Genomic DNA, 25,323 nt, shown 5'->3' on the forward strand with positions numbered 1-25,323 from the left:
GTTTGATTTTTTAACAAGCTTGCTGATTCAAAGGTTAAGCCTTATTCCTAACGGCATCTGGTGTAATCGCTGCATACTGCTGGGCAGTTAAGGTTGCTCCAAAAACATCGACTTGTTTTGGCACAAGTTTCAGTTCATACAGAAGATCCGCAACCTTTTGTTGAGCGCTAATTACTTCCTCAGTAATTGGTCTCATGTCATATTTTCTTCTCGTCAACGTTAACTCCATAGTATCGACATCAGTCTTGACCTTCGGTGCGAGGATTTCAGCAGCAGCCCGCCTGTTTTTGTTTGCCCACTGCCCAACTTGGTAGTACTCTGACAAAATTGCTTTCAAGAGTTCAGCATTATTAATTGCAAAATCTCGTGAAGCTAGGTAATAACTTCCTGGCGTCTTAATTCCTTGCGCGTTTCGTAAGACCCGAATAGTGCCTTCCCGTTGCAGCTTGATCAGACTAGGATCACCTTCTACAAAGGCATCAACCGTCTTGTTCAAAAACGCTGCTCTTCCATCTGCAATGGGTAGATTCACTGATTCAATATCACTGATTTTTAGCTCTATCTCTTCAAACGCTTTCACCACAAAAAAGGTCTGAGCCGTCCCTCTAGAATAAGCAACTTTTTTACCTTTAAGACCTGCCAATGTTTGGATTGGAGAATCCTTTAGCACAACAATTGCTGAACCTTCTCCAGTACCTGGCGGGGTATTAACTACATAAATCAGATTGGTACCAGCTGCCTGAGCAAAAATGGGTGGCGTTTCGCCAGTAGGCCCAAGGTCAATGCTACCCACATTTAAGGCTTCCAATAGCGGAGGTCCAGACACAAATTGCGACCAAGTAACACCTATTCCTTGAGAAGCCAAGCGTTTTTCGATCACGCCTTTTTCGTGTGTTAGATCCCCAGAAACTTGGTAGCCAAGTCGAACCAGCTTGGTACTGCCTTTATTATTACTAGTGGCATTAGTACTCAAGGTTGTGCTGCTGTTATTGCCTGTGTTGCCGTTATTTGTTCCACAACTGACTAAGGCAGTAAAAGACATTAATCCATAAAAAGTGTAAAGTAAATCACGTCTGGATATTGAGTGCTTTCCAATTTGCAGTCTGACCATAGCTTTCTAGTACTGTTTGTTAATTAACCCCCTCTGCTCTCTAAAGTGGAGAAGGAAAGGGGGAGTAAAGTTTTGTATCTGAAAGAGTTCACAATTTTTAGCTAGCTGAACTTTAGAAAGGACGGCTTCCTTGAATGCTAACCCGCTTCAAAACCCGGGTTGCGTTGGAATTAAATTCGGGGCGATAATGAGCCGTTGCCTGGTTATCCCAATAAAGCAGGTCGCCTTTACTCCAGTGGTGTTGATAAACAAAGTGGGGTTGTTTAATGTGTTCCCGCAACCGCTCAATTAGCTTTGCCCCTTCCACTGGGTCGTAATCAACAATATCTACCTCGCTAGCGGCATTTAAGAAGAGAACTTTCTTGCCAGTATCCGGGTGAGTGCGAACCAAAGGATGGGTAGCAACTTGTTCACCGGGTTCAACGGGCCGACCGGCTGCGTAACCCGGTTCAGGATACTCATCCCGATACTTGCCATAAAAATTAAAATGGCGTAACTGCAAACCAGCAATCTGCTTTTTAGTAGCATCATCTAGTTCTTCGTAAGCCTGAATCAAATTCACCCAATAGGTATCAGGCCCATTCTCAGGCAGTTCTACCCCATATAAAAATGAACCGCTAGATGGTGTAGGCAACCAGTCATGATCGATATGGGGTAAAAGTTTACGATAGTTGGGTGCAAGATTGACGGAACTTTCTTCAGAGGCAGCATTTGCAAGGGTAAGAACAAGAGGCGGCAGGTACGGCTCGGTTTCTCCTTTACGGATATAGGCAGGCTGTTGGAGAATGTCGCCAAAGTAATTCGCAAACGCTAATAATTGGTCGTCAGTCAATTGTTGATTTTTGAAGATGAGGATGTGATGATCGCGCCACGCCTGCTTGAGTTGCAAGATTACTTCTGGTTCTGCTGCAATACTGGCGTCAACACCATTAACAACTGCTCCTAAAGCTGCTCCACTAGGCGTAATCTCAATCCGTGTTGCAGTAAATGTCATAAAAATTTCTCCTTCTACTTTGTAGTTTGTAAGGAAGCGATCGTAGCTGTCAGTATAATACACTAATTCGATAGATTTACAGTAGTATATGATGACTATATTTTTAGACTGCTGGAATCAAAGCAGAAATATTCAGTAAAATAAATAGCAAGCTTGCCAGTTAAATTACGGACTAATACCATTTCACTATAAGGTTGATACATTTAGGGGAGCAGAGGAGAAAATATTTGTCTCTTTCAGTTGTAAAATTGTATAAACTGATACTCTTGGTAATATTAAAGAGATATACTAACTACGCCAATGGTTAATGCTTGACCATTTTGACCGCTAAAAAGTAAACCAATACAGTAATATGCGCCTGGAGTATTTCTGTACCTCACAACGTTGAAATCTGCTATATATCCCCAACTATGGAGAATCCCCAGAGAGGTTTAAGAACCATCTCTCTTGCATAGTACTTCTGTGTCAGGGATGATTGCATACCGAATTAGATAAGCTTTGATTTCTCGTAGCTGATTATCCATGTCTTGGATTTGGTCTTCAAGGTCTTCAAATCCAAGAGTGATATTTTTTGAGATATCTAGTTGATGGCGAATAAGGTGATTGAAATCACGTTCGTCGTTAAGTGCTTTCTCAGCAGCCGCAACTGCTATTTGAGTAGCTTGTTGTCTCTCGAATTTGAGCTTGTTTGTCCACCAAGCAACCCAACCAGAGGTTGCACCAATAAGAGCTAGTAAAAAACTAGCTGAACCAGCATCAAATTTCATAATTTAAGAACCGCTTCCCAAATTTTGACCCGACAATTACCTACTGGAAAGGCTAATTTGAAGCGCAATGTAAAGGGTGAAATTCCATCAGGAAAAATAATAACTCTTGGGATTTTATTGGGTAAAGTATAACTACTTGATGTTTGTGCAATGCCACCTACTTGAAATAAATTGACTGTTTGCACCAAATACCCTGCTATATTCCTGGAATTAATATTTGTAGTAGTAGCGAGTACTGCCACTATTACTGATGTAAATTCTCTGGGAATATCAAATTTTTGATTACCTAAAATAGATTGATCAAATCTGACATTCCACAGATAATTGTTTTTTAAATCGCTATAGCCTTCCGACAATTCCATCTTAATTAGTCTTGATGGCTACACCGTTAATATTATATTCTTTGCCAGCAATTTTAATTTTCTTGCCGTTCAGTTTTCCGCCTGTAGTTACGGCACCGATTTTGTCTGGTTCACAGAATCTAATAGTACTTTTAGAATTACCATTAGCATCAGTGTAACCAATCCTCACTTTGGCCGGACGTGGGCTGTTGGCACCAAACATTAAGCCGGCATCAGTATCCTTAGCAATCACTACACCTAATTCATCAGCAACGGCTTTAGGGTAAGCATCTTTATTACCACGCCATGCAAAACGCATTGCCCCAGCGTTGCCGACCGTACCACCCAGATTGATGTAATAAACCTGGGATTTCGCCTCTTTGGCCATCGTAAAATCTCCCTATTATTTATTAATAAATGTGGGGTGAATACCCCATTGAAAAACTAGAAATTAGGGTAGATATGCCGTCGGAGACGCTACCAAAGCACCAGCAGAACTAACAGCAAAGGTAGCTGGTGCAGAAAAGGTAATAGAAACAGTACGATTTTCGGTGTCAATTGCAGTCTGGATGTTGTTCGGATTGTTAGTTGTATCAGCAAGTTCAGCGTTTTGCATCCGAACTGCTAATTCCCATAATTGACCTTCAAGAGTAGTTGCAACAGTAGTAACGCTAGCAGCCATACGTGTGTACCTAGAGTTGGTTGTCTTTGATACATCTAAGCTAGTACCTGAAAAATAACTCTGTCACTAGCAATCACTCACTCTCCCTATCGAGCCTTAACCCTTGACCGAGTTTGGCTTGACTACTTGTGAGCTACTGCTATTCCACTTAGAGAAGGCTTCTACATCATCAAAATTCAGCCACCATTTACCAGCTGATTTAAATGCTCGTATACGCTTGCGGATAATGTGATAGCGAATAGTGCTGTTTTCAAGATAGAGTACCTTGCAAGCATCACTCATTGAAATGTATGTCTGCTTACCATTGTTATCAGGCTTATTATCTTTATCACTCTGGCATTTTATTCGTTTAGAGCATCTTTGCATTATGGGAAGTCTACCCTCCAATCGGGTTTACCATTTTTTTGCCCTTTGCTAAAATATCTGCCATATTTAGGGTAAACTTGACTTTCTTTAATTGGTTCCTTGGTTGTTATTTTGCCACCTTTGAAGTAACTTCCCTCTAGCATTTTTGAATTTATCCAAGGTTTAATAGCATTCAATATTTTTATACATTCTGCTTCATTTTGAGCATTTATTGTCACCTTGCTGTTGTCAGCAAGTACTAATATTGCTTGCCAATTTCCTTTTTTATATGGTGGTAAAGTAGGTTTATCATTCTGTCCACCTTTCCAGTGAGGTACGGTGATTGGATATTTTGCACTATCGTACTTTGCAGGTTGATTTCCACTTGCAGCACTCTTTTTTTCAGCACATTGAATTACCATCTGTGGTGTATCGCCTTCATGCCTAATTTGGAAAGAAAGAGGAATAGCCGCAGTTACATCAAGTTTTTTAACTTCCTCTGCAATGATGGCTTGGATTTTTCTATAATCAATTTCTGGGCAACAAATCATAGCACAATCACAATCCTGTGGTGGTAATGGTGGTGGTTCTGGTAAAACTTTTTTATTAATCGGACAGTCTTTAGCATCAGGATTTGAAATATCTAAGTGATAAACTTCTGGAGTTCTACCGTTGAATGACAATGAATCGAGTAAATAATTTATTGCTGCTTTGGTTGTTATTCCTTCTACCCCGATATTAATTTGTGAAGCATAGTATTTCGGGTATCCACTACCGTAGGGATTGCCGTCGGCGTATACTCCGTTACCAATTCCATAGACTGCCTCATAAGCTGTTCCATTGCCTAAATCTATGCGCCTAACTTCCCCTGTTCCTCCCCCACTCTCAATCCATTGCTTTAAACTTGGCAAGCTGAAATCTAGATCGTTTGCATAAGTTCTTGTGTACCATCCAGAGAAAAGGCCGTATACTTCATCAAGTGAGCTTGGTACAGTTATCTGTTCAAAATGCCCTCCTGTGTTGTCTTCGTTAGTTACAAAATATTTACCCAATGTCTTCGTAACGTAGGATATTCTGAAAATTATTGACCCACACGGCGACAATTCTAATTCGCGTAATTTCCTTATTGGTGTCGGTGGTACAGGCTTAGGCTTTGGTTCTCTTGGAGTTGGGATATCTTTCTCTTTTGTTGTAGGTTGTGGCTTACTTTCTGGTTCCGGTATCCTGGGTTCCGGTAATCCTGGGAACTTGATTTTTGGCAAATCAGGTATATCAAATTCTGGGATTTTTGGGATACTTAAATCTGGCATTCCAGGTCTATCGAATTTGGGAATTTGAATAGTTGGAATTTCAAAATGCGGGCGATTTTTCCAGAGGTCTTCTAAGTTAGCTTTACCTTGTTCCCCTAAGTTTCTGATTTGATCTCCAACTTTGTTACCAATCGCATATGCACCATCCTCAGCAAAATCTCGCTTTAATCTAAGCTGTTCATTCGGATAATTTTTACCCTCGATTGCACCGTCCCAAAAACCTGATAAAGACCATCCTAAAAGATATGCAGCTTGCTCAAATGCTTGCTCTTGTGCAAAATTGTTGCCACTAACTACGTTGGTTCCAGCTATTACCGATTGTATGGTATTAATTCTAGGTCTAGCAGAGGAATTAGGTGTTATATCAATCGTTTTCCATGTTCGCCCGTCTTGCCTTATTTGCTCTTGTACGCTAGGGATATTTTGTGGTTGAGCATGGTAATCAATTGGTCTTGCAAGCTGTCCAGTACTAACCTGCTGTGCGCTGAAAGGTTGTCTTATTGCTGGAGAATTTACTATTGGTGATGCCTGTTTAGAAGGTGGCATCACATCAAAGTGTAGCGGGGTTCTAGTAGTAGTTGGATCAGCGTAAGTTACTTGTGGCATTAGCTGAAAGGTAAAGAAGGAACTATCGAAACATCTTGAGCTACCTTGCTGAATCGAAATTCATCAATGTATCCATAAAAAGGTAATCCAAAAGCTCCAGTACCAAGAATTATTCCGTTACTGTTACCCCAGTTTCCAGTAACAGCAGAGCCAACATTAGAGCCGTTTAGCCAAAGTTCTGTTGTTGTTCCTATTTTTCTCAAGGCAATATAATTCCAGTCATTTACTAATGGATTTACACTACCATCAACTGTAATATTTCCAAAAGCATAGCTAATCTTGTTATTAAGTAAGTAGATGGTTGGGTAGTTACCTTGCGTGCTTAATGGTCGAAAATCGATAATATTTTGCCCCAATGATGTATTACTGGTATATAGAAAAAGCTCGGCAGTACAGTTTCCACTACCTACATTGAAATTATTAGAATTATATGAAATTATTCCACCATTAAATAGCAGTGATGAACCACTAAATTTAGATAGCATTACTGATACGGTTACACCAGAGTTACTTGCTGGTGTTAATGCGTAGCTACTACTATCTACAATCGGACTACTATCACCATGTAATAATAGAATAGTGCTACTGAGCTGTGGCGTTCCACTTCCACCACTAGACAACCCTGCTAAAAGATTAGCTTTAGTAATTTTAAAGGGTATTCCTGTTGAGTCAATGCCGATAAAACAATCACCACTTTCAGCAACAGTTTTAATAAGAGTCGGTACTTCAAATCCTGAACTATTACCTTCTGCTAGCGCTAGCAAACTAGATAATGTTGCCTTCCTTAGAATAGGTTTACCACTAATGCCACCATTAATATCGAGTATCGGCAAGACATCATTTAAATTAGGGGTAGTGAGAGTTTTTAGTTTTGATATTTCCACTGTCTTATTCAACTGTCAATAGTAATTGGTCATAAACTGGTGATTCTTCTATTACGGTTTCCAGGATTAAAATCCGGTCATCATATTGCAGCAAACCGTATCCTACATCTCTCTGCTGAATTGCGATAATGCTATCAGGTGCGACATCAAAAGTAGATGCACTGGTGAAATATGGTAGTAATGAAACGTAATAAAAGGGTCGCTGATTAAAAATAAAAACATCCACGACTTTGACTGCTGGTGTGTCACTATTACCAATAAAAAAACTCAAGCACTTCTTAGGATTGTTATTAAAAGTAGTTTTAGCGTTCGCCGCGATAGTTGCATCGTCAGCAAGGGTATCATTCTCAACTACTTCTAATTCATCGATACTAGTGACATCAACTGTCAAGCGCAGTGAAGTAATAAACCCTGAATACTTAGCATTACTCACTACATCTAAACTATTGAGTCTGCCAGGTTGGTAGAGTTCTATCATCCCGGTTCCCGTGGAAGCGTTAAGTTCTTTGATGATATTTACATTACGAAAAATACCAGGATTGCTCATTAGTTATTAGCTCCTACAATCCCAGAGGTTGCTAGTGGGGTTTTTGTGATTATTTGCCCACTTGATAGTACATATCCATTGACTGCTGTACCTGTACTCGCTTGTGGAAATGCTGCTAGCCGTTCGCCGATAGATTGATTAGCATTTACTGTTACCTGCGCTCGTGCTGCACATTCCCTGAGTTGGTACAAAGCTTGCACTACTCCAGTAGCAGATTTCGCGGATACAGCATTGGGAGTGATGGCAGATAATCTCAGCATTAATCCATAAGTAGGGTCTACTACAAATAAATTATTTAAGCCGGATGCTGTTTCAAGTTGCTGAAAAGTCAGGTCTGTAATTTGTGCCATACAGCAGATTTAGATGTTGTGAATAAATCCGTTGTATTGCTAATCTAAATTTGTGTAAATGTTCCACTTTTATGTAGAAGTGGAATATTCACTGATGCCGTGTATCCTTTGCCAGGAATAGGATTGAGCCAATATTTGCGAGTAGTGAATATTTAGGTAATTCCACTTTCACCTCTGAACCAGGTAAAAGCGGAATACAAGAAATTCATATTTTCCATCTATGCCAAAGAATAACAGAAAGGGAAAAGCTGCTGTAATTACGAACGCTGAATATTCCAAAATTCGTCAACAAATTTTGACAGAGAAATATAAATTGCTTTTAGACATTGGATGGTTTACTGGTGAGCGCTGGGGAGCTTTGGTACAACTTAAGGTGACAGATGTTTGTGAAGAAGTTGGGAAAGCTAAAACAGATATCATTTTCCCGGCAATTATCAGAAAACATAGACCAGACGGGTCAGCCGATACCACAGAAATCCCAGTACATCCAATATTGAGGGAGGCTTTAGAACGATACCAACCAGAAACACAAAGTGAGTGGCTGTTCCCCTCAAGATGTGGAACTAAACCAATTACTTGGAAAAATGCCTACAACGTTTTGATGGCTGCGGTGGAGAAAGCAGGCTACGAAGCTAAAGGCATCTCTACGCATACCATGAGACGCAGCTTTGTAAACCGATTACGGAAAAACGGAATTCCCAAGGAAACTATTCGCACTTTCACCGGACACCGCGACAACAAAGGGCTTGACCCCTACTTTGAAATTGAGACGGACGAGAGAAGAGGGGCGATCGCTACTCTATGAACCCAAATTCTAAATTTGGATGAACAACCAAATCATCCTCTAGTTTCCGATTAGAGATCAACCAGATCCTGAACTTGTGCCCTTCGACTTTACAGGCTATGTAAGCGAGTCTCGTATTTTTTTTCATTAATCTGACAAATGGCGATCGCAACTTTATGAAAAATACATTTTTAGGGGCCCCAGCGCACAGCTTCTATTTATTGAGAATACTTGACACTATATAGTCATTAGTCATTAGTCATTGGACATTGGGGAGCAGGGGCATCGGGCATGGGGGATGACCAGGGCTTTTCGGCTTCGGCTATTGCCCAAGACAAAAATTTTTTTGCAAACTCGATATCGTCTCGCTCCAATTGTTCAGCAACTATTTTGCAAGCTTCAATTAACCCGATAAGCCTCGTCTCATGGGTGTCGGGAATTATTTTGGCAAGACTTTCAAAAACATCTGTATCGCTAAGATGTGGATTTTTACTCATAATTGGTAACTCCTAACTCCCTACTCTTTGTAAAATTGGCTTGTAACACGCACTTCTAGGCAATAGACATGAGCAAAAAGGGGGGCCCTGGCATTCCTTGGCAACCGCGTTGGAACAGTGGCAAGACGAAAACTATCCGCGTACCGATTGCACTTGTTCCCCAGGTCTTAGAATACGCTAGGGCATTGGACGGGGCTAATGACCCACTTAAATATCTAGTCAACAAGTTTTTGAAAATTAAGCGTCGGCAGTACTCCCGTGCTATTCACAATGATGAGATGACTAGTGGCAATCGCTGGAAAATTTTCAATGAGTTTCGCCGCTGGTTACTTTGGCAAAAGTCTACCTACCATTGATAAATTTCATCACCAATTAGCTCAGAAACCTCGTCTTTGATAAATCTGTAGGTTTTTGTTCCTACTTCTAAAATTCCGGTTTCTCCGTCAGCAAAGAATTCTTGCCTATCCTCTGGATCAAGTTCGTCCAAATCTTCTTCAATTTCTTCAAACAGTTCCTCGTGAGTCTCTAAAAGCTCAATCAACTTTTTTTCTAGTTCTTTATTCATGTCTCGAATATTGAGTATTGGGCATTAGGCATTGGGTGCTGGGGGAAGAGGGACTGGGGATAAACTTTACTCCTGGTTTGCATCTGGGTTATTGTCTATCTCCCAGTCACCCTCTAGGTCATCCCTTTTGGCTTGGATCAACCAGAATTCCAATGATTGGTAGACTTTTAGTGCTAATTCAGCATTGGTGGTACGAACAGTCAGTTGGACAATATTTTCCTGATCGTTCAAACCAAGATGAACATGAATATTTTTTGGTCTAGGCATTCCCGTCTCTCCCACATTCTTGGTTTAATATCTGTTGTATTTCTTCAGAAAGAGCTACCAGTACCCGCTTTAACCCCACTAACTCAGCATCCGAGAATCGGCTTAGGGGTTCTATCATCCGTCGTAGTTGGTGGTCGCAATACAGTTCGTGGTAGTTAGCCGCCTGCCAATCACGCTTATTCGCGTTTACTGCTTCTTCTCTGTTCATAAGTCATTAGTTATTTGTCATTTGTCATAAGTCATAAATCATTGGGCATTGAGGAATGGGGAATGAGGAATTAGGAATTAGGAGTTAAGAAGCGCCAGGAGCGGATTAACTTTTCAATTTCCACCGGGGCTTGTCCATCCGCGATCGCAATCTCAACCTCCTGCTTCCGACTTTGGGCTAATTGCGATCGCACACTCCCCCCGGTGATGTGCCGATGCCTAATCTTTCTGCCAGTCTTCCAGCAATAGCGGTAATAATGGTTATCTTTGCGGTTGGAAGGGCAGTACTTTTCTAGCCAGTGAAGATGTTCTGGAACGGGTTTAATGTGTTCTGGAACATCGGTATAGTCCCCGAATCCTGGGGTTTTTTGTTCTGGAACAGGATTTTGTGTATCACGTTCCAGAACAAGAGACGGGCGTTGGCGTAGCCCGTCGTAGACATCGCCAGGAGAAATCTGCGAGTGACTACTGACTAATTGAACTGCCTGTGTATCCTGTTCCAGAACGCGGGCTGACTCCCAATCGCTCCAGGCTTGCTTATATTCGGTCAGATTTAAAAAATCGTCTGGGTCTGGTGGCTCGTCGCTGTCATCATAAAAAATTGTCAGTTGTCCGTTGTCGCTTTGATGGGGCACTTCTCCAAAGTCGGCTTCCTTCCAGCGATCGCTGGAAGTTAGTTCCTCGAACTCCGGTTCACAAGAGGGAGCAGGGGAGAAGGGGGGAGCCGTTGCAACTAACTCCACCGCGAACAATGTCAGCTGCCTGGGGGCCCCTGCGTTGTCGGTTTCCGTCATAATTAGGTTAGTGTTAATCCCCGCCACAGTGCTGTAAGCAAGCACTGTGGCGAATTTTTTAGTTTTCAGCTTTGGATAATGAGTTGGCCGGGGGGCCAAAATCATCTGGTAATTCATCAGCAGTAATTTGCAGCACCTTAAGCAAGGCCTTAAATTGACTAGGTGTCAACTTGGGTATAGCTCTTCCTCTTTCCCAGTTAGCCACTGTGTTTTCTGTAACCCCCAAGGCATCTGCAAGTTCTTTTTGAGTGATATGTCGCAATGTCCTAAGTCGCATAAGAGGTGATAGGGGCTTTTGTGCCATCTTAACCTAAATTGATTTAGCCTAAACAGATTGAGGTTTTACCCAAATTGGTTTAGGCTTATCAATGTCAACCCTAAATCAATTTGGGGAAGAGAGACAAAAAAAGCTAGCATCGTCCCGCCGATGCCGTTGGTAGATGCTTGCTTTTGCTTCAAGTGTCTCATCTTGACAGCGAAACCTAAATCCGGGAAAGTCGCACTTTACGTGCAATAGCCAAAGAAAGCCGATTAAGGGTATTTCAGGCTACCAGTGTCCCGTAAGTGGTTACGTGAGCGAGTGGGAACATGAAGTGTTTGTCTATACAAGTCGCGGCTTTTATAAAGCTGGTGACGTGCATTTGTATGCGGCCGCAATCTGTAAACGACCTTAGTAGGGCATTCCACATTAACCAAGGGCTATATGCCGACGTGGTGACACGGTGGGCTGTGGAGATAAGACCTGGGTGAAAATCCCGTAGAGGCTGGCGTGTAGGTAATGGCTCACGCACAGATGCACGATCGCGAAATTGCAAATCACCGTGTGGTTGTGCAATTGCTCACAGTTTCTTATGAATTTCGCGCAAACAAGAGCGACCGGTCGCACTTTTTTATATGACTGAGAAAGGAAAATATGTAACACGAAAAAAACGGATTCGCCAACTAGAAACAGAAATTGAGCAGCTAAAAGACCAGGTTAAAACCTTAACCCAACTGCTTGACGATGCCCACGGGATGATATTATCGTTCCCGTCCTGGCTTGGCGCGTGGAATTGAGGAAGATTTCCATCAGGAGTTGTTGCCATCAGAATTACCTGCGTCAGTTAAAAAACCACTGCGACGCAAAATCCGCAATTTATCAATAGCACCCCGCGCCGACTTGGTGATTGAGCGCGATGGTAATGGGCGTTTAGTTGCTAAACCCAAGAGGTAAACAATGGGCAGAATCAAAATTCGGTTATCAGGACATTCCACAGATGTAGAGGCATTTGGAAACTTCTTAAGAAAAACAAGCACATACGTCACTGCTCTCAAAATCATCAGCATTGGAGCAAACAGACCCATGCGCCAAAGTACAGATGTGTTTAGCTACGGCGAAGTTGAATTTGATAGCAGCGCAATGGAGGACAAATAAATTAATTAAGGGCACGGCATATCTTCATCACCGCGCCCTCAAACTTAACAAACTCGTAGGAGGAATATGCCTATGAAATAACTTTCATTTATATAAGCCAAAAGTAAAATGTTCCATAAAAAACCAGTCATCAGCTGATTGGTTGACTGGTTTTTCTTGTCATCAAAGCTAAAGCAACATGAAAATCACAGTTCAAAAATTAATTGAAAAGTTACAAAGCTTCCCAGTTGACTCGCCGATAGTCATAAGAGATATCGTCGATGATTTCCCATTGCTGATTTTTGATTTGAAGCTTGAAGACAACATCGTGAAGCTCGTCGTCGGCGATGATAACTCAGAGGAAATGGAAAAGGACATTTATACAGGTTAAACAACACAAATATGATGTATTACTTGACAATGACTTCCTGTCATATTTGGTTGTCGCTTATGCCGTTATGTCAGAGGATTTAGCAAAACATACAGGACAACCCGCGATTGTTCACCGAGTGAAATACATCGACCAAGGTAAACAAAAGTTTCATCAATTTTCTGATGAGGAATTGCACACCTTTTTGAAAGAGAACTACCCAACTTAATTTACCTATGACTTATCGACAACAGCTTTTTGATTGGATCGTTGTCAAAGAAGTTTCCCCATGCAATTGGGTTATCTTGTCGCAATTTCGCCGTCGCAGCGATGCCGAAAGTTACCACCAAATGATGAGAAAACTCTCACCAAACCCCATTGAAGTGGTTTTCCGCAACCGCCTCACAGAGTTTGGACTGTAGGGTTAATTAAAAAGTGATCGCGCCAATGACAACGCGATCGCTTTTGATCCAAAAACTTCAAAGTACAAGTTAAAAATAGCACATAACTATGAAAATAAAAACCATCACTTACCAACGGGTAGTAAATCTCGGAAATTACGAAAGCAAGCGATTAGAACTATTTGCAGAACTTCAGGAGGGAGAAAATGAGGAAGTAGCTATTTCTGCTCTTATGGAAAAAGTCGAGCAAAATGTTACACAGCAATCATTCTTACTGATTGAAATAAAAGACCTCAAAAATGAAATTAAAGACCTCAAAAAGGAAATAGCAGAACTTGAAAGTAAAAAGGATAAATTGACCGGGGTGGAGGAACCTAACCCAGATGATATCCCTTTTGATTCTGGGGGGCCCACAAGCGATGATCCGGCAGATTTTTAACTGAAAATTTTTTAGGCGATGGCTATACGCCAACGCCAAAGGCGAACGCCTCCCTACCAAGAACGCGATCGCCGTAGATTCAACCAAAATTAGTTTACCAAAATGCACACCATAATCAACACACCATCTGTGTTTACCTGCAAAACGCCATCAGAAGGATGGATAAATTTCGCCCAAGTCAGACAACTTCAGCATGAGGAATACCCAAAAAATGTTGTAGTTCTTACTTGGCACAACGGCGATAGACAAACTTTCACTGGTGTTAATGCCGCAGCAATTTTGCAAGCTTGGGAACAAGCAACAGCCTTGTTAGAGCAACGCTGCAATTGTAATCATCGCTTGAAAAATCGGAGGTCAGGATGAGCGATCAATTTTTAATTTCCAAAGAAGATTACATGGTTAACTCTCTGGGTTTAGGGCTTGCAGTGCAATACCTTTGTGATTACTCAGATAAACCCCTGAGTCATTGGACTAAAAGAATCAGCGACGAAGCAAATTCTCAATACGACCGATTAACCCCTGAACAAATTGATAAAAGTATCCAAGATTTTCTTAATAACAAAGACACTGTCCATGATTCAATTACAACAAAGTTAGGTCAGCTCAGAGAAATTCGTGAAACTCATAATGCCGTGACTATTTACGGCATGAATGATGATGGAACTGAAGCAGAAAGACCAATTGCAGAATTTTCTCGACCTCAAGATTGGGGAGATAAAGAACGCTGGCATTATGAATTCTTCCGTTTGTCATGGGTGAGTGATGGCAATGAATATATTAACAATTGTCATTGTTACACCGATATAAAAGCCCCTGAATGTGGTTATCCTGTTTTATTTGCTCAGTGTGTAGCTACTGTCCTTTATCCCGGCAGATCACCTCAATTATGTGGACATGAATACCTAGATGAGGATGATTTTTGGTTAGATGAATGGGGAGAGATGCCACCTCACTACTACCCAGATGAAGAGGAGGACTGGTTTGAATGAGTAATGTAAAAGTCAAGTGCGAATTGTTCAAACGCACTAATGAATCCAACAATTTTGAAACTTTTGATTTCAACCTACAACTTACAAATTTTACACGTGATGACTTGCTGTCTTTCTTAACAGAACTCCACGGTTCTATTTCCAAGTTCACCAACATCACCCCGCCTGATGAGGCTAGCTGACACACTAGCCGAAACGGTGGCCTCGTAGCCACCGTCGCGGATTGTGTCCAAAGCATCCGCAAGTTAATTAGAGAAAGTGCAGCGTTCACGACGAATTGCGCCCCTCAATTGTGGCGTTCTAGCGTTCATGCGCAACACTTCTCTATTAATTCCCCGAATGCGTTTACTCCTGAATCGCGCCCCTTTTATGTGGGGCGTTAGGGTGATTCGTGCGCTCAAGTTCGGGCTACTCAAAGGACTGGCATCCTTGAAAACCACCATTAGCTACGCAGAACCATGAAAACAGAATCAACTATTTTGGGTATTGATGTTAGTAAGTCGTCGATTACTTGCCATATTTTAACACAATATCCTAAGGGCGGATTACAAACATATTGGAATAAAACCAGAAATAAAGCATCAAGTTTATATCCGGCTTTTTACTCCAATCCTGATACTAAGAAAAAGCAAAAATCAGCGTTTGACTTTGCCAATTATCTAGCAGAAATCAAGCCAAATTACGCAATCTTAGAACCAACCGGAAACCACTATTCAAGACTGTGGGCTTCTATCCTCAAGAAGTTAGAAATTAAAATCCTCTGGGTTGGTCACGTCGAATTGCGGCGTTATCGTGGAGGTAAAAACCTCCCGAATAAAAGCGATCCAGCTGACGCTTTAGCAATGGCTGCCTACGGTCACGATCCAGATCATCGGCTGGAAACCGGGGAATTAAACATGAGATATTTCCTCATGCACCGTCCCGAACCAATTGACGAGCTACGCGATCTGTGCCAGCAACTCGAACACCTCAACCGGGTGCAATCGCCAATTGTGAATTATGCCCGTCAATTGTTGGCGTGGCAATTCCCAGAAGTGGCGCACACCAAGAGTGCATCTAGCAAGGCTGGATGGTTAGCACCTCTTTGGGGATGGTTAGCTAAGAGGCTGGAAATTTCGCCCGCCGGGAGAACCAGAATCGAAAATCTCTATAAAATATCCATTGCCAAAGACTACGGAATTGAGATTAACCCAATCTTGGAACTACACGCCGAATGGATGTGTGATATCTCACTCTATGAGCAGCGCTTGGAGGCAAGAATCACTCAAATGCTTTGTATAACTGAATTTAAGCCTTACATGAGCGTGTTTGACAAGTTCGGCTTTGGGTTGCGAGTGCGATCGCGACTGCTTACCAGAATTTACCCCTTCGAGTCGTTCCTGGGTGTCAATGGCAGGCTTGTAATTGAGTATGAAGTTAGAGAGGTGAAGAAAACTGAGCGCGATCGCAAAAACGGAGAAACCACAGTCCGACGTTTAGCCGGCGATACCAAACGAATTAAACGAATTAAACGCAACCGCAGCCGCGACACTTTTAAAATGCGTCTGGGTATGGGTACAGTTCTGGAACAATCGGGCGATGGGCTTGTAGAGAAGGCTAGCGGTTCCTCACTGTGTCGAATTAGCCTGTGGCAGTACGTCTTAACCGGCGTGGAAACTGGAAGGCTACCAAGCAATGACCTGACCGGGAAATTAATTAACTACCGTGACTCACTCAAAGCTAACGTCACTGAACAAGGTGAAAAGCTGCTAGGTGGTAAGCACATTCAGGGAAAGTTGATGAGCAAGGTAGTAAACCTGCTGTTCCAGGAATTGTGTAAAATAATTCCTCTGACCTGATGCTATTAACCCTTCATCCAAGTGAAGGGTTTTGAAATCTCCAAAAGTTTCAGTTACCCTGAACGTTGGCGAAATGGTGAAGCTATTGCAAGTGAATTTGTGGAATGAACGGTTAATCAAGTAATTAGCAAGGGGTTTGTCAAAAAACAGCTGAAGCAGATCGTGTTTGCGATGGCGTTTCGCCTACCGTAGGCGATCGCACTGTGCAGAACCTGAGTAATTTTCCTTTCCTTACAGAAGTCCTGCTGATTCATATAATCGTTTGAGCATTGCTGAAATCTTCGTACTATAATCCAAATCTGCTGACCACCGCCCTGATAGCTGATCGATTAATGGCGCAATCCCACGTGTAACAAAGCGAAATCTGGGATCTACTACTTCTTGTACCAAAGGTTCTAAACTGGCGTAAGCTTTCAAATGTTGGACGTGTGCCCTGACTCCAATTCTGGCACTTGGAAAAGACGCAGCCTCCGAACCGCCACCGATCGCACCTAAGCCTGCAAAGTTATTTTGCTCAGGTCTAATATCACCACCAAACCGTAAAAATCCAGTTTCTATACACATTTGGCAAAAGGCAATATCATAGTTAACTCCCTCTATACCTGCTTCTTCGCGATAAAGTTTTGGGATATCAGGAAACTTTGCTAAAGCATTTTCATTATTATTTCTCAGGAATAATTGTAACTGTACTTCGGAAGTATTACCATTTGACATCACCCGCGAAAATTGACCGGGGCAAACTACTAAATTCGAGCGCAAGCTGACAGTACGCGTTGCAGCATCCCAAGTGACTGCAACATTAAAATCTCGCAGTTCGATCGCTTTGACATAAACTATTTTGTGATAAGTAATCCGATTGACATTAGCTGCTTTTGAAAGGTCAATTCGTAGAAGGTCTACTAAATCAATGGGGATGTAAGCATTACCATTAACTAAAATCCCTTGCTCTGTGTAACTTTGTCCATTAATATTAATATTAATTGGCGGATAATTTGCTTCTGGTGGAGTTCCAGGAGTGGGGTCAATTACACGACTCCAAGTCACTAATCCATCGACAATTCCCAAAGCAAAATCACGGCGACGAGTTTGCAGCAAAGCCCGATCCTCTGGATTGCTAAGAAACCCCACTTGGATCACCAAAGCTGGTAGCGTTGTCTGACGACAGAATGCTAACCTACCCAATCCGCTGTCTGTATCTGGTTTGACTCCGCGATTTGGTAATTGGGGTACACGGCGCAACAACCCTATTAGTAACTGTTCAGCATTACTCTTGCGATCGCTATTATTAGCAATGTAGAAAACGCTAGCTCCACGCACAGAAGGGCTGTTAGCCGCATTAGCTGCAATTTCTAGAGCGACATCAATCCGGCGGCCACGAGAATTGATCCAGGTGATAGTTTGGGCGGCGCTCAAGTCATCAGGAACCGCTAAAACTTCCAAACTCCGCGCTCTCAGTTCCGTGACAATCAAATCCCGCAGCAGAATCATTTCTTTTGCTTCACTTGTACCACCTGCGATCGCACCTCGATCTATTCCTCCCGCTTCTTGGCCTCCATGAGCTGCTGATATAAAAATACGCCCCATTTTCAGTATTTCCTCTGATAAAATTAAGTTTAAGCAATTCTATAGATCATTCTTGGTCTAGCAACAAGAATATAATAGCGATCAGAAGTCTAAAGTCATTTGTCCTTTGGTATTTCTCCAAAGTTCATGACCAATGACCAATGACCAATGACTAATGACAAAGCCATGCAAATCCCCCGCTTGCACCCAGACACAATTGAGTCAGTTAAACAACGGGCTGATATTGTAGATGTCGTCTCTGAATACGTAGTTTTACGCAAACGAGGAAAGGATTTCGTCGGTTTGTGCCCCTTCCATGATGAGAAATCTCCCAGTTTCACCGTCAGCCAGACCAAGCAAATGTACTATTGCTTTGGCTGTGAAGCTGGGGGAAATGCGATTAAGTTTGTCATGGAGTTGGGAAAGCGTTCTTTTGCTGACGTGGTGCTGGATTTAGCACGGCGTTACCAAGTACCTGTGCAAACTCTCGAACCCGAACAACGCCAAGAATTACAGCGTCAGCTATCTTTGCGTGAGCAGTTATATGAAGTTCTGGCAACGTCCGCCCAGTTTTATCAACACGCCCTTAGACAATCTCAAGGGCAAAAAGCACTTCAATATTTGCAATCTAACCGCCAATTCAAAGAAGAAACTATACAGCAATTTGGTTTAGGTTACGCCCCCGCAGGTTGGGAAACTCTCTATCGTTATTTAGTCGATGATAAACATTACCCAGTGCAAATTCTGGAAAAAGCGGGATTGATTAAGCCACGCCGGGAAGGAGGTGGTTATTATGATGTATTTCGCGATCGCTTGATGATTCCCATCCGCGATGTCCAAGGGCGTGTCATTGCCTTTGGTGGGAGAACTCTGACTGATGAGCAGCCTAAATATCTGAATTCGCCAGAAACTGAACTTTTTAGTAAAGGTAAAACATTATTCGCCCTCGATCGAGCCAAAGGTGGGATTTCTCAACTCGATCAAGCGGTGGTGGTGGAGGGATATTTTGATGCGATCGCTCTCCATGCTGCTGGTATTAATAACGCCATTGCCTCTCTCGGTACGGCATTAAGCTTAGAACAAGTCCGGTTAATATTACGTTACACTGAATCGAAACAATTAGTACTAAATTTTGATGCTGATAAAGCTGGAACCAATGCAACCGAACGGGCGATCGGTGAAATTGCCGAATTAGCATATAAGGGCGAAGTTCAGCTAAAAATTCTCAATTTACCCGATGGTAAAGATGCTGATGAATACTTGCACAAGCGAACTCCTGAAGATTATGGAGAACTGCTAAAAAATGCGCCACTTTGGCTAGACTGGCAGATTCAGCAAATTATTCAAGACCGAGACTTAAAACAGGCTACTGATTTTCAGCAAGTAACTCAGCAAATAGTCAAATTACTTAAAAATATAGCTAACAGCGATACACGAAATTATTATGTTTCTTATTGTGCTGAAATACTCAGCTTGGGAGATACCAGACTCATACCTCTACGAGTCGAAAATCTGCTAACTCAAATTGCTCCGGCTGCGGCTACATACTCTAAGCCCGTGTCAGCGAAGAAAGCATGGGGAGGTGGTAAATCTCCACTGCCTTCCAACTCCTCACTCCCCACAGAACGCAGCCTTTTAGAACACGCAGAGGCGTTATTATTGCGAATTTTCTTGCATTGTCCCGAACAGCGTCAAATAATTGTTGACGAACTAGAGGAGCGAGATTTGCAATTTAGCCTTTCCCACCACCGATTTTTATGGCAACAGATTTTAGAAATTTCATCCGGTGATGGAGAGACGAAAAACTTTGCGTCTCTACCAAATTTAATTTCCCGCCTGCAAGATCGGTTCTTAGAATTTGACAGCGAGAGCGGGTTAATTTCCCATTTATTTCATGTGGATGAAAAAAACCAAAAAGAAATACTGCGGACTCCACAAGTAGTTCAAGCTGCGATCGCTTGTATGGATTTAGTGATGCTTGAAAAACGCTATCGTCACTTTTTGGAACTATGGCAACAAACCGATCCAGAAGCTGAACCAGAGCGCTATCAATATTATTATCAGGCTTTCTACGCTGAAAAAATCAAGCTTCAACAAATAGACCGACAACGTTTATTTTCCATCACAGAGCTAAGTTGACACAATAACAATACTTTCAGTCTTCACTCTTTGCTAACTCTCCCGATTGAATCTTCATCAACACTCAATTCTTTAACCATTGACTACTGACCCAGCGATGTATTGAACAATTTCACGGCTTGCTCCTGCTAGATCGAGTAAGCTGGCTGTTACAGCTTTGTTAATCCCTTAGCTGGTTAGTAGGTGAAGTATCTTTCTAGTGCTAGGGTTCAATATTTCACTAGCTTTTTGGCTTTTGCTGTTATGGATGGTTTCTTCAACATCAAAATAGCGCACCTGCGATGATTCAAAAGGCAAAAGAAAATTATTCCCCTATCCGCTTTGATGTTGTGGATGCGACAAATTTTCAAGTTAAACAGCCTTCTGCTCAAAGACTGGTTGAGCGATTAACTCAACGCTTTGAGCAAATTGCCCAATTTCCATTATCGGGTCGCATTGTCCCAGAATTTGAAACTAAGCAGATTAGAGAAGTTATTGAAGGCTCTTATCGCATTATTTATTATATTAAGTCTGATCAAATTGATGTTCTTGCTGTTCTTCATGGTTTTCAACAAATCGAATCTATCATTGATGAAACTTGATTCTTTGTCAGGAACTTTGAATAATGCTTACTTGGGTATGAGGTATGGGAGTTTTAATCGTTTGAACTCTAAAGTGATTTCACTTGCTAAAAAATCATTAATCTCTTCACGATCTCCTACTGGCTACATTTCACCAATTACCCCATCGTGCAGTTCATAACATCCGCCGTCTGGTTTCCAATTCAGGAATTCTTCAAAAGTGACTGTTTTTGGTAAAGCTTGAAACATCACACTTACTCCTGACTCTGGTTTAAAGTTTAGCAAAATTACTTCGTATCACATCAGTTGACCCTCAGATATGCGGCTTCTTCAAGAAATCGGGGATCTAAGTCCAGATAAAATCTCGGTAGAGAACGCCAAAACAAGGAATCCGTAAGATTTGGCAAAATTTTGTTTCTATTTTGGAAACAATGTCAATTCCGGTCAATGAACGTTATAAACTCAACGTTGGAATCAGAAAGAGATTTATTAAACCAGCGAACAGTTATCAGGCGTATGGTGAGGGATTTAAACCTGTCACCAAAGCGTTCGACTTTGTTTATGGGAGACTTCAACCTCAAGAACAAAATTGATAATTGATATCTGTAAAATAATTCAACCATAAATATCTAAACCCAAGTAACTCATAGGTTATTGAGGCTTCAGCATGAACAAGCTCGCTAAGTTTCAGTTTAATTTTTGCTGCTCATCTCGTGTTTATCGTTATAGTTTAACTGCGTTATTGGGTGTGGTTTTGTTATCTGATACGGTGGGTGCAAAGGTTGGTGGTTTAGAGAACTATTCATCAAAGCGATCGCCAGAAATTCTATTAGATAAATATCGAGACAATTTCCCATATTTAGAAACTGGGGATAAGCAAGTATTACTGAGAAACTATCAGAATCAACAGCAAATTTATCTTGCACAGCAACCAGCGCCTACCCCATCAATTCCTTTGAATCCAGAGCAGCAAAAGTTATACGAACAGGGAGTCAAGCTGTTTCAAGAAGGAGAGAATTTACGAAAAAAAGGGAATAGAGAAGGATATAATCAGGCTATAAAGAAATATCAACAAGCATTAAAAATTGCTCAGGATATAGGACTGCGCCAAGAGGAAGCTGAGATAAACCAAAGGATTGGAGTAGTTTACTTTTTGCTTTTTGACAATAAAAATGCGCTTGAGTTCCACAAGAAAGCACTTTCAATCTTGCAAGAAGTAAATCAGCCTTTGCTGCAAGCATCTGCACTCAGTTTAATTGGTAACGTGTATGTCGGGATGGGCGAACATGAAAAAGCAATCGAACATTTCAACCAAGCACAGTCAAGTTTTCGGGCACAGAAGCAATTTGGTTTTGTAGCTATAACTTTAAACTCTATCTCTGATGCCTACATAAGATTAGGTCAGATGAAAAATGCTCTTAACTCCCTCAATTAAGCACTAGAAATTTATCGTACTACATTTAAAGACCCAGATAAAGAAGCTTATATTGTTGATAGGATTGCTTTCATTTATTCTCAAATAGGTGAATCTGATACAGCTTTACAATATTATAATCAAGCCCTAGATATTCAACGTAAAAGACGAGATTTACTTGCACAAGCCAAAATTATGAGCCATATTGGTTCTCTTTATGGGAAACTGGGAAAACATCAACAGGCTTTGGAAGTTTTAAATAAAGCACTGAAAATCCAACAGTCAAAAGGTACATTAGTAGACCAAGGTTTAACCATTCAGGATATTGCTGGTGTTCATGATTCCTTGGGAAATTATCCGCAAGCAATTGAACAATACAAAAAAGCAAAGTTGCTCTTTCATCAAGCTGGTTGGACAACTTTAGAGTCACAGAGTATTGGACTCATTGTTAGTATTTATAGAAATTTTCTAGGTGATAACCAAGAAGCACTGAAATATACAGATGAAGCACTTCAGCTTCAGCGTCAAGCTGGCGATAAAGAAGACGAAGCCTATACTCTTAACCAGCAAGCTGATATCTACCTTTTACAGGGAGATTATCAACTGGCATTAGACAGTTATAACCAAGCTTTGACAATTGAGCGCTCCATAACAAAAAATCCTAGAGCAGAAGCTCAGACTCTTGCTAATATTGCATTCCTTTACAATTTATTAGGCGATACTAACTCAAGCATCAAAACTTACACTCAGGCATTAGATATATATAAGAAGCTGGATTATCAGGTTGGACAAGCAAAAGTTTTTAGATCAATTGGCAGTGTTTACCAACTAAATAGAAGGGACAAAGAGGCTCTCGAATCTTATAACCAAGCACTATCGTTACATCGAAAACAAAATGATAATAGATCAGAAATTGCTACACTTTGGGGCATAGCAAAAACCCATAGGTCTCGGAAAGATTATGATAAAGCATTCGATACTGCTAACCAAGCATTGGCATTATCGCAACAGTATGAATATTCTTTTAACATAACAGCTTCTCTCGGCATTATCGGTAGCATATACTTTGCCAAAAACGACTATCAAAATGCATTAAATAGCTATAAAAATATTTTGGTAGATTATCGCAAAGCTGGATTGCGAATTAAGGAAGCTGAAACGTTAAACACAATGAGCATTGCTTATGAGTTCCAGAAGCAGCATCAACAGGCGATATCTACGCTCAATGATGAACTAAAATTGCGACAAGATTTAAAAGATCGCACAGGAGAAGCACAGGCACTTTACCAAATCGCCGTCAACCAACGCAATCTCGGAAAACTCGAAGCCGCACTTTCTAACATCCAAACTACAATCAACATTGTGGAAAGCATACGCGGTAATGTCCAAAGCGATGAACTGCGTACCTCATACTTCGCTACAGTGCAGAGTTACTACAAATTCTACATCGACTTGTTGATGCAATTGCACAAAAAAGACCCCGCAAAAGTATGCGAATTCAACATCCAAGACCTCAAAATCAAAGATAAATGCGATGCTGTTGCACTCCACATCAGCGAACGCGCCCGCGCTAGAAGTTTGGTAGAACTTTTAAAAGCAGGTAATGTCAATCTCCGTAAAGACGTTGATCCGCAACTCTTAGCAGAAGAACGTCGTTTGCAGAATAAACTGACATTGCAGGAAACGCGTTTATCAGACTTATTAAGTCAAAAAGGCTCATCTACTGAACTCATCAACAAAACCAACCAAGAAATCATCAATATTATCCAAGAATCACAAAAACTCACCGCTAAAATCCGCGCCACAAACCCAGAACGTGCAGAATTAACAGACCCAGAAGACATCCTGCAATTACCAGGAATTCAACAGCAATTAGATAAAGATACTATCCTGTTGCAATATTCCTTGGGTGAAAAACGCAGCTATTTATGGGTAGTCACTCCTAATTCTTTGGAAAGCTACGAACTCCCCGGACAAGAAAAGATAGTCGAAGCTGCAAAGCATTTGAATAGCCTTTTACAGCCAAAACAGTCACTACTGATTCAGGGAGGAACCCTAGAAGACAACGCCCAAACTTTTGCAAATACAGAGAAAGCCGCAGACGCACTCAGTCAACTTATCCTTAATGATGTAGCAGGGAAGTTAGGAAACAAACGTTTAGTCATCGTTGCAGATGGAATTCTACATCAAGTATCATTCGCAGCCTTAAATGAACCCAGAAAATCACCAACCAGCAACGAATATCAACCCCTAGTTGTGAATCATGAAATTGTCAATCTTCCTTCAATATCTAGCATTGCAACTCACAGAAAAAAACTCAAAACACGCGACGTTGCACCCAAAACCCTAGTTGTCCTCGCAAATCCTGTATTTAGTGCTGATGATACACGGTTGAAGAATGATAAACCCTCATCTGTAGAAAACAACCTCGACCGTTCAGCTTTAGAAACTTTAAGAAACACTAATCAGGTTTTAGAACCACTACCAGGTACGCAAGCAGAGGGAGAAGCAATTCTCGAACTGGTGAATTCTCCTAATAACAAGCTTTCCGCTTTTGGGTTAGATGCTAACTACAACTTTGCAACCAGCAAACAGTTACGTCAATATCGCTATCTGCTATTTGCAACTCACGGGATTTTCAACACAGTAAACCCAGCCTTATCAGGTATCGTGCTGTCTCTGGTAGATAAACAAGGTAAACCCCAAACCAGAAGCTTTTTGCGACTCAACGATATTTTCAACCTCGACTTACCAGCAGAGTTGATAGTGCTGAGTGCTTGTGAAAGTGGTCGAGGCGAGGATGTCCAAGGTGAAGGGCTAGTGGGATTGACAAGAGGCTTTATGTATGCAGGTGCAGCTAGAGTCACCGTGTCTCTGTGGAAAGTCAATGATAAATCTACCAAGGAGTTAATGATTGCATTCTACAAACAGATATTGGAACAAAATAAATCTCCCGCCGCCGCCCTTAATTTTGCCCAACGCCAAATGTGGCAAAGGAAAGATTTGCAAAATCCAGCTTGGAAACATCCCCGTTATTGGGCGGCTTTCACTCTGCAAGGGGAGTGGCGGTGAATATTTAATTGACCTTTCCCTAACCCTCTCCTTTTAGGAGCTACCGTGTACACACAAGTCGAATTTCTTCTTAAATCCCAAAGATTACCTACTT

At 41.5% G+C, this 25,323-nt stretch carries 38 protein-coding genes; 18 read left to right on the top strand and 20 right to left on the bottom strand.

Going from position 1 to position 25,323, the window contains the following annotated elements; all coding sequences use genetic code 11:
- Nucleotides 1–34 precede the first annotated feature (34 nt).
- The 11 genes from HWQ58_RS24720 to HWQ58_RS24770 form a co-directional block, all read right to left on the bottom strand.
- Entirely contained in the window at nucleotides 35–1,111 is a 1,077-nt protein-coding gene (locus HWQ58_RS24720) for an aliphatic sulfonate ABC transporter substrate-binding protein (RefSeq protein ID WP_292868527.1), read from the bottom strand.
- Between the two features lie 112 nt (nucleotides 1,112–1,223).
- Nucleotides 1,224–2,105: a TauD/TfdA family dioxygenase gene (locus HWQ58_RS24725; RefSeq protein WP_292868530.1), complete on the bottom strand. Its 882-nt coding sequence runs from the start codon at nucleotides 2,103–2,105 to the stop codon at nucleotides 1,224–1,226.
- Nucleotides 2,106–2,536: 431 nt separating this feature from the next.
- On the bottom strand, nucleotides 2,537–2,872 hold the full coding sequence (locus tag HWQ58_RS24730) for a hypothetical protein (RefSeq protein WP_292868533.1): 336 nt from the start codon (nucleotides 2,870–2,872) through the stop codon (nucleotides 2,537–2,539).
- A complete protein-coding gene (locus tag HWQ58_RS24735; protein WP_292868536.1) occupies nucleotides 2,869–3,234 on the bottom strand; it encodes a hypothetical protein in 366 nt (121 codons plus the stop codon). The genes HWQ58_RS24730 and HWQ58_RS24735 overlap by 4 nt, the downstream gene beginning before the upstream one ends.
- 1 nt (nucleotide 3,235) lies before the next feature.
- The gene (locus HWQ58_RS24740; RefSeq protein ID WP_292868538.1) at nucleotides 3,236–3,601 is read right to left on the bottom strand and encodes a hypothetical protein; all 366 of its coding nucleotides are present in this window, start codon (nucleotides 3,599–3,601) and stop codon (nucleotides 3,236–3,238) included.
- 63 nt (nucleotides 3,602–3,664) lie between these two features.
- Entirely contained in the window at nucleotides 3,665–3,895 is a 231-nt protein-coding gene (locus tag HWQ58_RS24745; protein WP_292868540.1) for a hypothetical protein, read from the bottom strand.
- A 96-nt stretch (nucleotides 3,896–3,991) separates the two neighbouring features.
- Nucleotides 3,992–4,177, bottom strand: a complete 186-nt coding sequence (locus tag HWQ58_RS24750) for a hypothetical protein (protein ID WP_292868543.1) — start codon at nucleotides 4,175–4,177, stop codon at nucleotides 3,992–3,994.
- Nucleotides 4,178–4,260: 83 nt separating this feature from the next.
- Complete coding sequence (locus tag HWQ58_RS24755; RefSeq protein WP_292868546.1) at nucleotides 4,261–6,156, bottom strand: hypothetical protein; 1,896 nt, start codon at nucleotides 6,154–6,156, stop codon at nucleotides 4,261–4,263.
- Nucleotides 6,156–7,052, bottom strand: coding sequence for a LamG-like jellyroll fold domain-containing protein (locus HWQ58_RS24760; protein ID WP_292868549.1), 897 nt, complete (start codon nucleotides 7,050–7,052; stop codon nucleotides 6,156–6,158). Before HWQ58_RS24760 ends, HWQ58_RS24755 begins: the two co-directional genes overlap by 1 nt.
- A complete protein-coding gene (locus HWQ58_RS24765) occupies nucleotides 7,045–7,587 on the bottom strand; it encodes a hypothetical protein (protein WP_292868551.1) in 543 nt (180 codons plus the stop codon). Before HWQ58_RS24765 ends, HWQ58_RS24760 begins: the two co-directional genes overlap by 8 nt.
- On the bottom strand, nucleotides 7,587–7,937 hold the full coding sequence (locus HWQ58_RS24770; RefSeq protein ID WP_292868553.1) for a hypothetical protein: 351 nt from the start codon (nucleotides 7,935–7,937) through the stop codon (nucleotides 7,587–7,589). The genes HWQ58_RS24765 and HWQ58_RS24770 overlap by 1 nt, the downstream gene beginning before the upstream one ends.
- A gap of 220 nt (nucleotides 7,938–8,157) precedes the next feature.
- Here HWQ58_RS24770 and HWQ58_RS24775 point away from each other — a divergent pair, with 220 nt between their 5' ends.
- Nucleotides 8,158–8,742 (top strand): tyrosine-type recombinase/integrase, encoded by a 585-nt coding sequence (locus HWQ58_RS24775; RefSeq protein ID WP_292868555.1) that lies wholly within the window; start codon nucleotides 8,158–8,160, stop codon nucleotides 8,740–8,742.
- Between the two features lie 227 nt (nucleotides 8,743–8,969).
- Here HWQ58_RS24775 and HWQ58_RS24780 read toward each other — a convergent pair whose 3' ends face one another.
- Complete coding sequence (locus tag HWQ58_RS24780) at nucleotides 8,970–9,218, bottom strand: hypothetical protein (RefSeq protein WP_292868558.1); 249 nt, start codon at nucleotides 9,216–9,218, stop codon at nucleotides 8,970–8,972.
- A 68-nt stretch (nucleotides 9,219–9,286) separates the two neighbouring features.
- Here HWQ58_RS24780 and HWQ58_RS24785 point away from each other — a divergent pair, with 68 nt between their 5' ends.
- Entirely contained in the window at nucleotides 9,287–9,574 is a 288-nt protein-coding gene (locus HWQ58_RS24785; RefSeq protein WP_292868561.1) for a hypothetical protein, read from the top strand.
- Here the strand turns inward: HWQ58_RS24785 and HWQ58_RS24790 are convergent.
- From HWQ58_RS24790 to HWQ58_RS24815, 6 genes are all read right to left on the bottom strand, one after another.
- Entirely contained in the window at nucleotides 9,565–9,783 is a 219-nt protein-coding gene (locus HWQ58_RS24790) for a hypothetical protein (protein ID WP_292868564.1), read from the bottom strand. The two genes, HWQ58_RS24785 and HWQ58_RS24790, sit on opposite strands and share 10 nt — an antisense overlap.
- 66 nt (nucleotides 9,784–9,849) lie before the next feature.
- Nucleotides 9,850–10,050 (bottom strand): hypothetical protein, encoded by a 201-nt coding sequence (locus HWQ58_RS24795; RefSeq protein ID WP_292868567.1) that lies wholly within the window; start codon nucleotides 10,048–10,050, stop codon nucleotides 9,850–9,852.
- A complete protein-coding gene (locus tag HWQ58_RS24800) occupies nucleotides 10,043–10,258 on the bottom strand; it encodes a hypothetical protein (protein WP_292868570.1) in 216 nt (71 codons plus the stop codon). The genes HWQ58_RS24795 and HWQ58_RS24800 overlap by 8 nt, the downstream gene beginning before the upstream one ends.
- A 70-nt stretch (nucleotides 10,259–10,328) precedes the next feature.
- Nucleotides 10,329–11,096: a hypothetical protein gene (locus HWQ58_RS24805; protein WP_292868573.1), complete on the bottom strand. Its 768-nt coding sequence runs from the start codon at nucleotides 11,094–11,096 to the stop codon at nucleotides 10,329–10,331.
- Between the two features lie 13 nt (nucleotides 11,097–11,109).
- Nucleotides 11,110–11,355 carry a helix-turn-helix transcriptional regulator gene (locus HWQ58_RS24810; RefSeq protein ID WP_292868576.1) on the bottom strand — a complete coding sequence of 82 codons (246 nt, stop codon included), beginning with the start codon at nucleotides 11,353–11,355 and terminating at the stop codon, nucleotides 11,110–11,112.
- A gap of 238 nt (nucleotides 11,356–11,593) precedes the next feature.
- Nucleotides 11,594–11,866, bottom strand: coding sequence for a hypothetical protein (locus HWQ58_RS24815; RefSeq protein WP_292868579.1), 273 nt, complete (start codon nucleotides 11,864–11,866; stop codon nucleotides 11,594–11,596).
- Between the two features lie 79 nt (nucleotides 11,867–11,945).
- On the opposite strand from HWQ58_RS24815, the gene HWQ58_RS24820 reads away from it, so the two are divergent.
- The 12 genes from HWQ58_RS24820 to HWQ58_RS24875 all read left to right on the top strand — a co-directional run bounded on the left by HWQ58_RS24820 (nucleotide 11,946) and on the right by HWQ58_RS24875 (nucleotide 16,481).
- Entirely contained in the window at nucleotides 11,946–12,107 is a 162-nt protein-coding gene (locus HWQ58_RS24820) for a hypothetical protein (RefSeq protein WP_292868582.1), read from the top strand.
- On the top strand, nucleotides 12,091–12,264 hold the full coding sequence (locus HWQ58_RS24825; protein ID WP_292868585.1) for a hypothetical protein: 174 nt from the start codon (nucleotides 12,091–12,093) through the stop codon (nucleotides 12,262–12,264). The genes HWQ58_RS24820 and HWQ58_RS24825 overlap by 17 nt, the downstream gene beginning before the upstream one ends.
- 3 nt (nucleotides 12,265–12,267) lie before the next feature.
- The gene (locus HWQ58_RS24830; RefSeq protein ID WP_292868587.1) at nucleotides 12,268–12,465 is read left to right on the top strand and encodes a hypothetical protein; all 198 of its coding nucleotides are present in this window, start codon (nucleotides 12,268–12,270) and stop codon (nucleotides 12,463–12,465) included.
- A 178-nt stretch (nucleotides 12,466–12,643) separates the two neighbouring features.
- Entirely contained in the window at nucleotides 12,644–12,835 is a 192-nt protein-coding gene (locus HWQ58_RS24835; RefSeq protein WP_292868590.1) for a hypothetical protein, read from the top strand.
- A gap of 67 nt (nucleotides 12,836–12,902) precedes the next feature.
- Nucleotides 12,903–13,043, top strand: coding sequence for a hypothetical protein (locus HWQ58_RS24840; RefSeq protein WP_292868593.1), 141 nt, complete (start codon nucleotides 12,903–12,905; stop codon nucleotides 13,041–13,043).
- Between the two features lie 7 nt (nucleotides 13,044–13,050).
- Entirely contained in the window at nucleotides 13,051–13,236 is a 186-nt protein-coding gene (locus tag HWQ58_RS24845) for a hypothetical protein (protein WP_292868596.1), read from the top strand.
- 88 nt (nucleotides 13,237–13,324) lie between these two features.
- Complete coding sequence (locus HWQ58_RS24850; protein ID WP_292868599.1) at nucleotides 13,325–13,654, top strand: hypothetical protein; 330 nt, start codon at nucleotides 13,325–13,327, stop codon at nucleotides 13,652–13,654.
- A gap of 102 nt (nucleotides 13,655–13,756) precedes the next feature.
- Nucleotides 13,757–14,017 carry a hypothetical protein gene (locus tag HWQ58_RS24855; protein ID WP_292868602.1) on the top strand — a complete coding sequence of 87 codons (261 nt, stop codon included), beginning with the start codon at nucleotides 13,757–13,759 and terminating at the stop codon, nucleotides 14,015–14,017.
- Entirely contained in the window at nucleotides 14,014–14,643 is a 630-nt protein-coding gene (locus tag HWQ58_RS24860; protein ID WP_292868604.1) for a hypothetical protein, read from the top strand. The genes HWQ58_RS24855 and HWQ58_RS24860 overlap by 4 nt, the downstream gene beginning before the upstream one ends.
- A complete protein-coding gene (locus tag HWQ58_RS24865) occupies nucleotides 14,640–14,825 on the top strand; it encodes a hypothetical protein (protein ID WP_292868606.1) in 186 nt (61 codons plus the stop codon). Before HWQ58_RS24860 ends, HWQ58_RS24865 begins: the two co-directional genes overlap by 4 nt.
- A gap of 127 nt (nucleotides 14,826–14,952) precedes the next feature.
- On the top strand, nucleotides 14,953–15,105 hold the full coding sequence (locus HWQ58_RS24870) for a hypothetical protein (protein WP_292868609.1): 153 nt from the start codon (nucleotides 14,953–14,955) through the stop codon (nucleotides 15,103–15,105).
- The gene (locus HWQ58_RS24875; RefSeq protein ID WP_292868612.1) at nucleotides 15,102–16,481 is read left to right on the top strand and encodes a transposase; all 1,380 of its coding nucleotides are present in this window, start codon (nucleotides 15,102–15,104) and stop codon (nucleotides 16,479–16,481) included. Before HWQ58_RS24870 ends, HWQ58_RS24875 begins: the two co-directional genes overlap by 4 nt.
- A gap of 231 nt (nucleotides 16,482–16,712) precedes the next feature.
- On the opposite strand, the gene HWQ58_RS24880 is transcribed toward HWQ58_RS24875, so the two are convergent.
- Entirely contained in the window at nucleotides 16,713–18,065 is a 1,353-nt protein-coding gene (locus tag HWQ58_RS24880) for an N-acetylmuramoyl-L-alanine amidase (protein WP_292868615.1), read from the bottom strand.
- 165 nt (nucleotides 18,066–18,230) lie between these two features.
- Between HWQ58_RS24880 and dnaG the strand changes: the two genes are divergently transcribed.
- Both dnaG and HWQ58_RS24890 read left to right on the top strand, forming a co-directional pair.
- Nucleotides 18,231–20,183, top strand: coding sequence for a DNA primase (dnaG, locus tag HWQ58_RS24885; protein ID WP_292868624.1), 1,953 nt, complete (start codon nucleotides 18,231–18,233; stop codon nucleotides 20,181–20,183).
- 281 nt (nucleotides 20,184–20,464) lie between these two features.
- Nucleotides 20,465–20,764: a type II toxin-antitoxin system RelE/ParE family toxin gene (locus tag HWQ58_RS24890; RefSeq protein ID WP_292868618.1), complete on the top strand. Its 300-nt coding sequence runs from the start codon at nucleotides 20,465–20,467 to the stop codon at nucleotides 20,762–20,764.
- A 123-nt stretch (nucleotides 20,765–20,887) separates the two neighbouring features.
- Here HWQ58_RS24890 and HWQ58_RS38575 read toward each other — a convergent pair whose 3' ends face one another.
- The gene (locus tag HWQ58_RS38575; RefSeq protein ID WP_366838579.1) at nucleotides 20,888–21,028 is read right to left on the bottom strand and encodes a hypothetical protein; all 141 of its coding nucleotides are present in this window, start codon (nucleotides 21,026–21,028) and stop codon (nucleotides 20,888–20,890) included.
- Nucleotides 21,029–21,410: 382 nt separating this feature from the next.
- Here HWQ58_RS38575 and HWQ58_RS24900 point away from each other — a divergent pair, with 382 nt between their 5' ends.
- Together HWQ58_RS24900 and HWQ58_RS24905 are read left to right on the top strand one after the other, a co-directional pair.
- Nucleotides 21,411–22,178, top strand: coding sequence for a tetratricopeptide repeat protein (locus HWQ58_RS24900; RefSeq protein WP_292868621.1), 768 nt, complete (start codon nucleotides 21,411–21,413; stop codon nucleotides 22,176–22,178).
- A gap of 72 nt (nucleotides 22,179–22,250) precedes the next feature.
- Nucleotides 22,251–25,229, top strand: a complete 2,979-nt coding sequence (locus tag HWQ58_RS24905; RefSeq protein WP_366838582.1) for a DUF2225 domain-containing protein — start codon at nucleotides 22,251–22,253, stop codon at nucleotides 25,227–25,229.
- Nucleotides 25,230–25,323: the final 94 nt, after the last annotated feature.

It is taken from the genome of Nostoc sp. LPT, from assembly GCF_017115165.1.
Taxonomy (GTDB): domain Bacteria; phylum Cyanobacteriota; class Cyanobacteriia; order Cyanobacteriales; family Nostocaceae; genus Nostoc.

Excerpts from the sequence above, each read along its gene's own strand:
- HWQ58_RS24865 (WP_292868606.1), top strand. The coding sequence starts at position 14,640 with ATGAGTAATGTAAAAGTCAAGTGCGAATTGTTCAAACGCACTAATGAA.
- HWQ58_RS24795 (WP_292868567.1), bottom strand. The coding sequence starts at position 10,050 with ATGCCTAGACCAAAAAATATTCATGTTCATCTTGGTTTGAACGATCAG.
- HWQ58_RS24720 (WP_292868527.1), bottom strand. The coding sequence starts at position 1,111 with ATGGTCAGACTGCAAATTGGAAAGCACTCAATATCCAGACGTGATTTA.
- HWQ58_RS24765 (WP_292868551.1), bottom strand. The coding sequence starts at position 7,587 with ATGAGCAATCCTGGTATTTTTCGTAATGTAAATATCATCAAAGAACTT.
- HWQ58_RS24840 (WP_292868593.1), top strand. The coding sequence starts at position 12,903 with ATGTCAGAGGATTTAGCAAAACATACAGGACAACCCGCGATTGTTCAC.
- HWQ58_RS24750 (WP_292868543.1), bottom strand. The coding sequence starts at position 4,177 with ATGAGTGATGCTTGCAAGGTACTCTATCTTGAAAACAGCACTATTCGC.
- HWQ58_RS24730 (WP_292868533.1), bottom strand. The coding sequence starts at position 2,872 with ATGAAATTTGATGCTGGTTCAGCTAGTTTTTTACTAGCTCTTATTGGT.
- HWQ58_RS24735 (WP_292868536.1), bottom strand. The coding sequence starts at position 3,234 with ATGGAATTGTCGGAAGGCTATAGCGATTTAAAAAACAATTATCTGTGG.
- HWQ58_RS24850 (WP_292868599.1), top strand. The coding sequence starts at position 13,325 with ATGAAAATAAAAACCATCACTTACCAACGGGTAGTAAATCTCGGAAAT.
- HWQ58_RS24875 (WP_292868612.1), top strand. The coding sequence starts at position 15,102 with ATGAAAACAGAATCAACTATTTTGGGTATTGATGTTAGTAAGTCGTCG.
- HWQ58_RS24900 (WP_292868621.1), top strand. The coding sequence starts at position 21,411 with ATGAACAAGCTCGCTAAGTTTCAGTTTAATTTTTGCTGCTCATCTCGT.
- HWQ58_RS24770 (WP_292868553.1), bottom strand. The coding sequence starts at position 7,937 with ATGGCACAAATTACAGACCTGACTTTTCAGCAACTTGAAACAGCATCC.
- HWQ58_RS24820 (WP_292868582.1), top strand. The coding sequence starts at position 11,946 with ATGACTGAGAAAGGAAAATATGTAACACGAAAAAAACGGATTCGCCAA.
- HWQ58_RS24890 (WP_292868618.1), top strand. The coding sequence starts at position 20,465 with ATGATTCAAAAGGCAAAAGAAAATTATTCCCCTATCCGCTTTGATGTT.
- HWQ58_RS24790 (WP_292868564.1), bottom strand. The coding sequence starts at position 9,783 with ATGAATAAAGAACTAGAAAAAAAGTTGATTGAGCTTTTAGAGACTCAC.
- HWQ58_RS24855 (WP_292868602.1), top strand. The coding sequence starts at position 13,757 with ATGCACACCATAATCAACACACCATCTGTGTTTACCTGCAAAACGCCA.
- HWQ58_RS24785 (WP_292868561.1), top strand. The coding sequence starts at position 9,287 with ATGAGCAAAAAGGGGGGCCCTGGCATTCCTTGGCAACCGCGTTGGAAC.
- HWQ58_RS24880 (WP_292868615.1), bottom strand. The coding sequence starts at position 18,065 with ATGGGGCGTATTTTTATATCAGCAGCTCATGGAGGCCAAGAAGCGGGA.
- HWQ58_RS24870 (WP_292868609.1), top strand. The coding sequence starts at position 14,953 with ATGCGCAACACTTCTCTATTAATTCCCCGAATGCGTTTACTCCTGAAT.
- HWQ58_RS24800 (WP_292868570.1), bottom strand. The coding sequence starts at position 10,258 with ATGAACAGAGAAGAAGCAGTAAACGCGAATAAGCGTGATTGGCAGGCG.
- HWQ58_RS24810 (WP_292868576.1), bottom strand. The coding sequence starts at position 11,355 with ATGGCACAAAAGCCCCTATCACCTCTTATGCGACTTAGGACATTGCGA.
- HWQ58_RS24835 (WP_292868590.1), top strand. The coding sequence starts at position 12,644 with ATGAAAATCACAGTTCAAAAATTAATTGAAAAGTTACAAAGCTTCCCA.
- HWQ58_RS24860 (WP_292868604.1), top strand. The coding sequence starts at position 14,014 with ATGAGCGATCAATTTTTAATTTCCAAAGAAGATTACATGGTTAACTCT.
- HWQ58_RS24755 (WP_292868546.1), bottom strand. The coding sequence starts at position 6,156 with ATGCCACAAGTAACTTACGCTGATCCAACTACTACTAGAACCCCGCTA.
- HWQ58_RS24845 (WP_292868596.1), top strand. The coding sequence starts at position 13,051 with ATGACTTATCGACAACAGCTTTTTGATTGGATCGTTGTCAAAGAAGTT.
- HWQ58_RS24740 (WP_292868538.1), bottom strand. The coding sequence starts at position 3,601 with ATGGCCAAAGAGGCGAAATCCCAGGTTTATTACATCAATCTGGGTGGT.
- HWQ58_RS24830 (WP_292868587.1), top strand. The coding sequence starts at position 12,268 with ATGGGCAGAATCAAAATTCGGTTATCAGGACATTCCACAGATGTAGAG.
- dnaG (WP_292868624.1), top strand. The coding sequence starts at position 18,231 with ATGCAAATCCCCCGCTTGCACCCAGACACAATTGAGTCAGTTAAACAA.
- HWQ58_RS24775 (WP_292868555.1), top strand. The coding sequence starts at position 8,158 with ATGCCAAAGAATAACAGAAAGGGAAAAGCTGCTGTAATTACGAACGCT.
- HWQ58_RS24745 (WP_292868540.1), bottom strand. The coding sequence starts at position 3,895 with ATGGCTGCTAGCGTTACTACTGTTGCAACTACTCTTGAAGGTCAATTA.
- HWQ58_RS24725 (WP_292868530.1), bottom strand. The coding sequence starts at position 2,105 with ATGACATTTACTGCAACACGGATTGAGATTACGCCTAGTGGAGCAGCT.
- HWQ58_RS24780 (WP_292868558.1), bottom strand. The coding sequence starts at position 9,218 with ATGAGTAAAAATCCACATCTTAGCGATACAGATGTTTTTGAAAGTCTT.